The following is a 6480-nucleotide window of genomic DNA, read 5'->3' on the forward strand; positions in this document are numbered from 1 at the left end:
GGAACCAAGATAGTTTTAAAAAAGTGCACCTAGGCATCCTACAATACATTAAAATAAATGAAAACCTGAAATTTTTTAGGAGGATCTTTCATGAGAATAGCTCTTGCACAATTATCTACTAGTATTGATAAAGCCGCTAATTTAAAGAAGGCAATCCAATATATTGGGAAGGCAAAAGGCTTGGGCGCAGATTTTGTTGTCTTACCAGAATATTATATGGCGCTTGCAACTCCAAAGACTGGCGTACTGCCTGCTGAAGTAGCTGAACCTTTGGATGGCCCGTTTGTTTCTGCCCTTAAAGAGGCTGCCCAGGTAAACGAGATCTATGTGGTATGTGGAATGTTTGAATCATCAACAAATGATGATGGGCGAGCCTATAATACAACCGTATTTATAGATCGTTCGGGGCAACTGCTACATTCCTATCAAAAGACCCATTTATACGATGCTTTTAGCTATAAAGAGTCTGATACGATTATCCCCGGCGATAATCAATATAAAGTAGTAGAAACAGAGTTTGGAAAAATCGGTTTAATGGTCTGCTATGAATTGAGGTTTCCAGAAATCGCAAGACAATCTGCGCTTCAGGAGGCGGATGTGCTACTAGTTCCTGCAGGATGGATAGCAGGACCGATGAAAGAGGATCATTGGCAGACGCTTATTCGTGCCAGGGCGATTGAAAATACGATGTTCGTCTGCGGAGCTAATCTAGTGGGTAAAAATTTTACCGGCCGAAGTATGGTCGTCGACCCAATGGGTGTAATACTTGCAAGTGGAGGCGAAGAAGAAACGATTATTATGGCCGATATGAATTTAGAGCGTATCCTTCGTGTAAGAGAAAAACTGCCAAGTGTCCGAAATCGGAAACCAGAGTTTTATAGAGAAGGGGAGAGGTAAAAATGAAACATTCACATTTATTGTTTTAACAATGTCTGTGAATGTTTTTGTATATTAATTTATGTAGTCTAAGAGATTTAAAACCCAAAATTTGTTATATTGGTAATAGAATAATAAAAGGAGGGAATACATTTTAATGATCCCTGCAAAAATGGATCCTATTTCAATCACGCCAATAGCTGAAAAAGGCGTGGACTCCATCTTCGATTGGTTCGAGCAGCATAAACAATCGTTCTATATACTTGGTTGCACCTATCTAAGCCATCAGCAGCAAATCGAAGAGCTCTTTTTCAGGTCAATCATAAAAGTCCACAAGCAATTGCCTCGAATTAAAAGTGAAACATCATTCGAAACGTGGGTTACATCTATTTTTATACATATTTGTCGTGAGCTTTCAGATAATCATAGTTTACAAGTTTCAGTGGAAAGAGAATCACGTCAGGATATTTTTAAAGCACTTGATCAGTTGAAGCTAGAAGAGAAAGAAGCGGTGGCCCTTACATATATTAAAGGAATCTCTAAGGAGGAAGCAGCATATCTTCTTCAGGTTTCATTGGAAAAGCTGAAAGAGCTTTTGTTTTCCGGAATCCGGTCACTTAGAAAAGTATTGGTGGACGGAACACCCTCTGAGGGGTGTAAGGAGTATCATAAGGATTACATCGATTACTTAGAAAGAACCATGGACCGGTCGAAAAAGATTGATTTAGAGAAACATATTTATCATTGCCAAGACTGTCAGGAGGATTTAGCTACCTTTCAGGATGTCATGCTAACCATGTTAAATCTTGCAGAGAAAATGGAAGACTTGCATGTACCTTCTGGTTTTATGGAGAATATTAAAGCTAGACTGGCAGAAAAGGAAAAACATAGACAACTGAAAAATAAGAAACGAATTAGAAAAGGGCTTATTTTTGCAGGTGTATTCGCAATATTTATTGGTTTAGAATTTTTTACAGAGGTATTTTCCAACCGCTACTATTCATGGACAGAAGAAAATCAAGAGTTGCGTACCTATCTCGAAAAAGACCTAGGTGAAAGGTTGAACCTGGAAGCGGAAAGCGATGGGGTGAAAATTAAGATTAAGAGTGTGATTGCAGATGATGTTCAGACACTTGTATTTTATCAAATAGAAGATACAAATGAAGATAACCAATTTATGTTGAATTATGGTGATGGTCTTTTTGTGGAGAACGAACAAGAAATCATGAGCTCTGTAACATATCCAACTTACTATCCTCCTGACTTTGAATCGGAAGTAAATAATAAAGAAAAGAATGTGTATCAAGGGAAGATTAGTTTGCTACCTCTCTCTAAAGATAACGGGACAATCAAACTCAAAATTACAAGCCTTTTGAATTTGATTCAAGATTCCTCAGACCAAAATGGGTTTAGGATTAACGAAAACCTAGGATATAAAACAGGGGAATGGAATTTCGAGATCCCTGTAACAAAACAGCCTTCGATTGAATATGCATTGGATGAAGAAACCAAAGTCGAGGGGATTCCGGTTCGATTTTATAAACTAATCATGGCCCCAACAGCGACGGTTCTGCAATATGGTATTAATATTGAACAACAAGTGAAGCGGATAGATAATCTTACTTTTGCCAATCTAGAAGTGAACAATAAAAAGGTGAAACCTGGTATGTATGGCAGCTCTTTTTTGGATTTACAGCAAGACATGAATTGGTATATGTTTCAAACACATTTTTCCCCGCTCTTTGGTGAAAAACCGAAAGAGGTTAAAGTACAATTCGAATCTGTTTATGTATCATTTGACGACCAAAAAACGATCGAACTAGATGCATCTAAAGGATATTCTCAAACTTTTGAATACGCAGACAGTACAATCTCCATAGACAAGGTGGAAATTGGGCAGCCTACCACTGCTGTCATAAGCCTTGGTGATAGTAAAAATCGAGCTTTTCAGTCGCTTCACTTCAATATTGAGGGTGAAGGTGAAAATCAAAGCTGGTCAATGGAGATGGAATCTGAGGGAGTGCTCGTTGATAAAAATGGGGTTGAATACGATATGAATAAACCTATCCCTCATGAAGAAATAGAGCAGCCCCGTTACTTCGAAACAAGTTATAGGGTGAAGGTACACGGTGACAAAGTGATTCCGAAAAGACTTGTACTATTTGGATATAATAAAATGGAATATTTGGATGATGTTGTAAAGATTTCATTGGAATAATTAGTATGGAAGCTGATCATTTTGGTGCCTGTCACCGCTCGTGCGGTAACAGGCACCATTACTTTGACCTGGTAATGTCACAACTTTCTCTTTTTTGCATATTGTGATGGGGTTACAGACGTCAACTTTTTAAATACTTTACTAAAGTAATTTAAATCGTTAAAACCTACCATAAAGGCGATATCGGTCATTGATATATTACCTCTTTGCAAATATAATTTTGCTTCCCCAACTCTCTTTTGATTAATAAAATCAGTTATGTTCATCCCTGTATCTTCTTTGAATTTACGCGAAAGATGTGAAGGGTTGACGTGTATCTGTTTCGCAATTGTAGTAAGTGATATTGGATATCCTAGATTCAATAGAATATAATCCACGGCCGTTTTCACAATCGGGCTATAATGACCTGTAGAAAAAGATTTCACCAGATCACAATATTCATTTGCCATTGAGAACATTAATTTTTTTAAGCTTGGAATAGTAGTCGTTCTTTCGATTACAATTGCAAACCTCTCTGAAATGTTGTGAAGGTAAACTGGATGGACACCACTTCTTTCAGCCGCAACTCGGTACAAAGTATTGCAAACAAATGCCATGTTTTTGGAGGAACGAATCGGATTTCCAGGTACTCGATCGGAAAACCCTACGAATACATCGATCAAAGAATCTATTAAGATTTGGACCTCAGCACGATCCCCTTTTGTAATAGCATCCATCAGTTTATTTTGGTGATGGTACCTATTTTCAATTATATCTTTATTTTCCTCAATCGTTATTTTTAGTTGATCATAGTTAATGACTGGTTTTATGGTATTAGAGGAAATTTGCCCGGAATTTATATATTCATGACTACATAAATTTACAAGCAATTCTCCGATATATTTAGATTCAATCTCACTTAAAACGGGCAAGGATTGGTAGAATTGTTCCAATTGTTTACGTTCGCCGATTGGGAGACTATTTTTTATCATAATTTCTTTGATAAGGTCAATAACCAATATACTTGAAATAAAGGGACCTATTATGAGACTCCCATAAAAGGAGTGTTCTCTCCAAATACCAACAGCCATATACTCGAGACCATATGGATTGATATGATGGTAATATTGATTTGAATGGTGTTTATTCAAAATTTCATTGGTATGGACATACTCATCATCAGGGTGACCTAACACTACAGGAATGGAATGGTGGATTGAGTCAAATAGTGTATTTCCATCCCTATCATTTAATGTGACATCCATTTTTGTAATCGAATGCACCATTTGGCTTATCTTGATATATTCCTCCAAAATAAACTCTCCTCTCAATTTCCTTTTATTAAGGCTCTTTTCTTAAACTTTGTTGCTTTTTATAACGAAAATTAATGAGTCTGCTGTGTTTTCGCAAAGAACAGCCTAAATTTAATAAGAAAAGAGCTTGCAAACTAAATTCAAAGGTACAAAATAACTATTTCCGCGTTAGAATCGGCTTTAAGATTTTAACAAAAATTGTTTCGAAAACAGCCTTTTATGTATAAAAAATCATTTCTCTCCAAATTATAACAAGTATGCTTAACCTCACATACCTAACTATATGTTCTAAACACTAGCAGGTAAACATATGGTGTGGAGGAGAGGAAAAGATTAAGGAGGAAAAAAATCAAATGCGAGACTACATAAGGCGGCTTCTAATTGCCGCAATTATGGCGCTTTGTGTCAGTTTATTGTTTTTAGGTGGAAAACAGACAGAAGCGAGTATGCAAGATGCAAAGGAAATAAAAACTGGATGGATATGGCCTGCAGACGGGGTCATATCTGATACATATGGAACAAGGCAAGGAACGCATAAGGGAATCGATATAGCGGGTAGTCTGAATTCTCCTATAGTTGCAGTAGAGGATGGAGTAGTAGGTAAATCCTATTTTTCGAAGACCTATGGGAATGTCATTTTTATAAAGCATCCAAATAACGTTGTTACCGTTTATGCTCACTTAGATAACCGTCTTGTTAAGGAAGGACATTCGATTAAACAAGGTGATAGAATCGGAACAATGGGAAGAACCGGCGAATCTACAGGTGTTCATCTTCATTTTGAGAGCCACCAAATGGAGTGGACATTTGATAAGAAAAATGCAATTGATCCAGAAAAGCTTCTTGGACACGCTGAGGTAGGTGTGGCAGTAAAAGAAGGGATGCCAGGTAACACGGAAAGTTTAGCAGCCAGCGGGTTTTTAAAGGGAGACAAAGCCCATTATGTAGTACAAGCTGGGGACACTCTAACTGCGATTTCAAAAAAGAGCAACCTTACCGTTGCGGAACTTAAGGAAGTCAATCAACTAAAATCAGATCTCATTAAACCTGAACAAATTTTAGTTATTGACAAATAATCAAACACTTGCACTACCTGTCATAAAGGTTAGTGCTTTTTCCTTTTCAAAACTAATTTTTACTAGTATAATAAAGTGGTAATTAAATATCGATCTATCTTCGGGGCAGGGTGAAATTCCCGATCGGCGGTATTAGAGTAAAACTCTTGAGCCCGCGAGCCTTTATGGCAGGATTTGGTGAGATTCCAAAGCCGACAGTATAGTCTGGATGGGAGAAGATAGAGGTTCCGCAACGTTCAAAAAATGCTGGTATAACGAACGTTTATTAAGCGTGCCTTTTAACTCCCTCAAGATTTCTTTTCTTGAGGTTTTTTATTTTTCAAGGCACCTTAACACAGCTGAACCTCTCTTCCTAACGCGATGGATCTAAAAGGAGAGAGGAAAAATGAATAAAAGAAGAATGAGTGTCAAAGCAATTGTATCGATTGGAATGCTGAGTAGTATCGCATATCTTTTAATGCTGATAAACTTTCCGCTTCCACCATTTCCAAATTTCCTATTGATTGATTTCAGTGATATTCCAGCATTAATCGCTGCGTTAATTTTTGGGCCGGTAGCAGGTATATTAGTTAGTTTTTTCAAAAATGCACTCAATTATATTGCTACTGGAAGTGCAACGGGAATTCCTGTGGGTCATATTGCCAATTTTCTAGCGGGTATTCTGTTTGTATTACCTACGTACTATGTATACACTAAAATGAAAACAAGAAAAGGAATGACATACGCACTCATAGTGGGGACAATTTCTATGGCGGTTTTCATGAGTATATTAAATTACTTATTCATATTACCGGCTTACACAACACTGTTAAAGTTCCCTGACATGCGTAATTTAGTGGTACCAGCTATCTTACCATTCAATATCTTAAAGGGCATAATCATGTCTTCTATATTTATGGTGATCTTCATCAGAATGCAGACATGGATTAATAAATTTACTACTGTAAAAAGTGCATAAATCGAAAAGGAAACCAGGCAGCTGGTTTCCTTTTTATTTTTGCTGTGTTAAACTGGGCTG

General features: G+C 37.1%; 5 protein-coding genes and 1 riboswitch. Of the genes, 4 read left to right on the plus strand and 1 reads right to left on the minus strand.

Annotated elements, in window-relative coordinates:
• The first annotated feature begins 90 nt into the window (after positions 1 to 90).
• Together V7124_RS18795 and V7124_RS18800 are read left to right on the plus strand one after the other, a co-directional pair.
• A complete protein-coding gene (locus tag V7124_RS18795; protein ID WP_335492154.1) occupies positions 91 to 897 on the plus strand; it encodes a carbon-nitrogen hydrolase family protein in 807 nt (268 codons plus the stop codon).
• A 136-nt stretch (positions 898 to 1033) separates the two neighbouring features.
• Entirely contained in the window at positions 1034 to 3094 is a 2061-nt protein-coding gene (locus V7124_RS18800; RefSeq protein WP_335492157.1) for a DUF4179 domain-containing protein, read from the plus strand.
• A 77-nt stretch (positions 3095 to 3171) separates the two neighbouring features.
• Here V7124_RS18800 and V7124_RS18805 read toward each other — a convergent pair whose 3' ends face one another.
• The gene (locus V7124_RS18805) at positions 3172 to 4386 is read right to left on the minus strand and encodes an AraC family transcriptional regulator (RefSeq protein ID WP_335492159.1); all 1215 of its coding nucleotides are present in this window, start codon (positions 4384 to 4386) and stop codon (positions 3172 to 3174) included.
• 353 nt (positions 4387 to 4739) lie between these two features.
• On the opposite strand from V7124_RS18805, the gene V7124_RS18810 reads away from it, so the two are divergent.
• Positions 4740 to 5462, plus strand: a complete 723-nt coding sequence (locus tag V7124_RS18810; protein WP_335409134.1) for a peptidoglycan DD-metalloendopeptidase family protein — start codon at positions 4740 to 4742, stop codon at positions 5460 to 5462.
• 92 nt (positions 5463 to 5554) lie between these two features.
• Positions 5555 to 5686, plus strand: a riboswitch (FMN riboswitch).
• Positions 5687 to 5847: 161 nt separating this feature from the next.
• Complete coding sequence (locus tag V7124_RS18815) at positions 5848 to 6420, plus strand: ECF transporter S component (protein ID WP_335409136.1); 573 nt, start codon at positions 5848 to 5850, stop codon at positions 6418 to 6420.
• The last annotated feature ends 60 nt before the right edge of the window (positions 6421 to 6480 follow it).

The sequence above is a fragment of the Neobacillus niacini genome, assembly GCF_036961885.1.
Classification (GTDB): Bacteria; Bacillota; Bacilli; order Bacillales; family Cytobacillaceae; genus Neobacillus; species Neobacillus niacini_H.

What these genes read in the sequence shown, in the direction of transcription:
- V7124_RS18815 (WP_335409136.1), top strand. Translation starts at nt 5,848, where the DNA reads ATGAATAAAAGAAGAATGAGTGTCAAAGCAATTGTATCGATTGGAATG.
- V7124_RS18810 (WP_335409134.1), top strand. Translation starts at nt 4,740, where the DNA reads ATGCGAGACTACATAAGGCGGCTTCTAATTGCCGCAATTATGGCGCTT.
- V7124_RS18795 (WP_335492154.1), top strand. Translation starts at nt 91, where the DNA reads ATGAGAATAGCTCTTGCACAATTATCTACTAGTATTGATAAAGCCGCT.
- V7124_RS18800 (WP_335492157.1), top strand. Translation starts at nt 1,034, where the DNA reads ATGATCCCTGCAAAAATGGATCCTATTTCAATCACGCCAATAGCTGAA.